Genomic DNA, 663 nt, shown 5'->3' on the forward strand with positions numbered 1-663 from the left:
CGAAGCTGCTGATGGAGCAGTTCCGCAATCCGGGTGTGCGCGTCGGCATCATCGCGACGGTGCTGATCGTGTTCGGGCACTTCGCCGCCTACACGTTCGTGAGCCCGGCACTGCAGAAGCTGTCGGGGATCGACGAGCGCTACGTCGGTCCGCTGCTGTTCGGGTTCGGTGTGGCCGGCATGACCGGCAACTTCGTCGCCGGCTCGGCGCTCTCCCGCCGGGTGCACCGGAGTGTGCTGGTCATCTCCGTGGCCCTCGCGGTCGCGATGCCGCTCTTCCTGCTGCTGGGCCAGACCGCGGTCGGCGGCGTCATCCTGCTGATCGTCTGGGGTCTGTCCTACGGCGGCGTGTCCGTGGGCCTCCAGACGTGGATGATCAAGGCCGCCCCGCAGGCGGTGGAAGCGGCTTCCTCGCTGTGGGTGGCAGTGTTCAACCTGTCCATCGGCCTCGGCGCGCTGGTCGGCGGCGTCATCGTCGATTCGCTCACCATCCAGGGCGTGCTGTGGCTCGGCGGCGCCTGCGTCCTGCTCGCCGCCCTGGCGATCTGGACTGCCCGCACCAACGACGCCTTGCGATGACCGAGCCCTTCTCAGAGCCCGCCGGGGCCGCGTAGCCACAACGGCGCCGACTGGCGCGCCGCCGGTGTACCGGCGGCGGCACGCC

1 protein-coding gene is annotated in these 663 nt (G+C 70.1%); it reads left to right on the forward strand.

Going from position 1 to position 663, the window contains the following annotated elements:
• The coding region (locus tag PV419_RS52980; RefSeq protein ID WP_319701264.1) for an MFS transporter at positions 1–578 on the forward strand (578 nt) is incomplete at its 5' end.
• Positions 579–663: the final 85 nt, after the last annotated feature.

The sequence above is a fragment of the Streptomyces sp. ME19-01-6 genome (assembly GCF_033793745.1).
Taxonomy (GTDB): Bacteria; Actinomycetota; Actinomycetes; order Streptomycetales; family Streptomycetaceae; genus Streptomyces.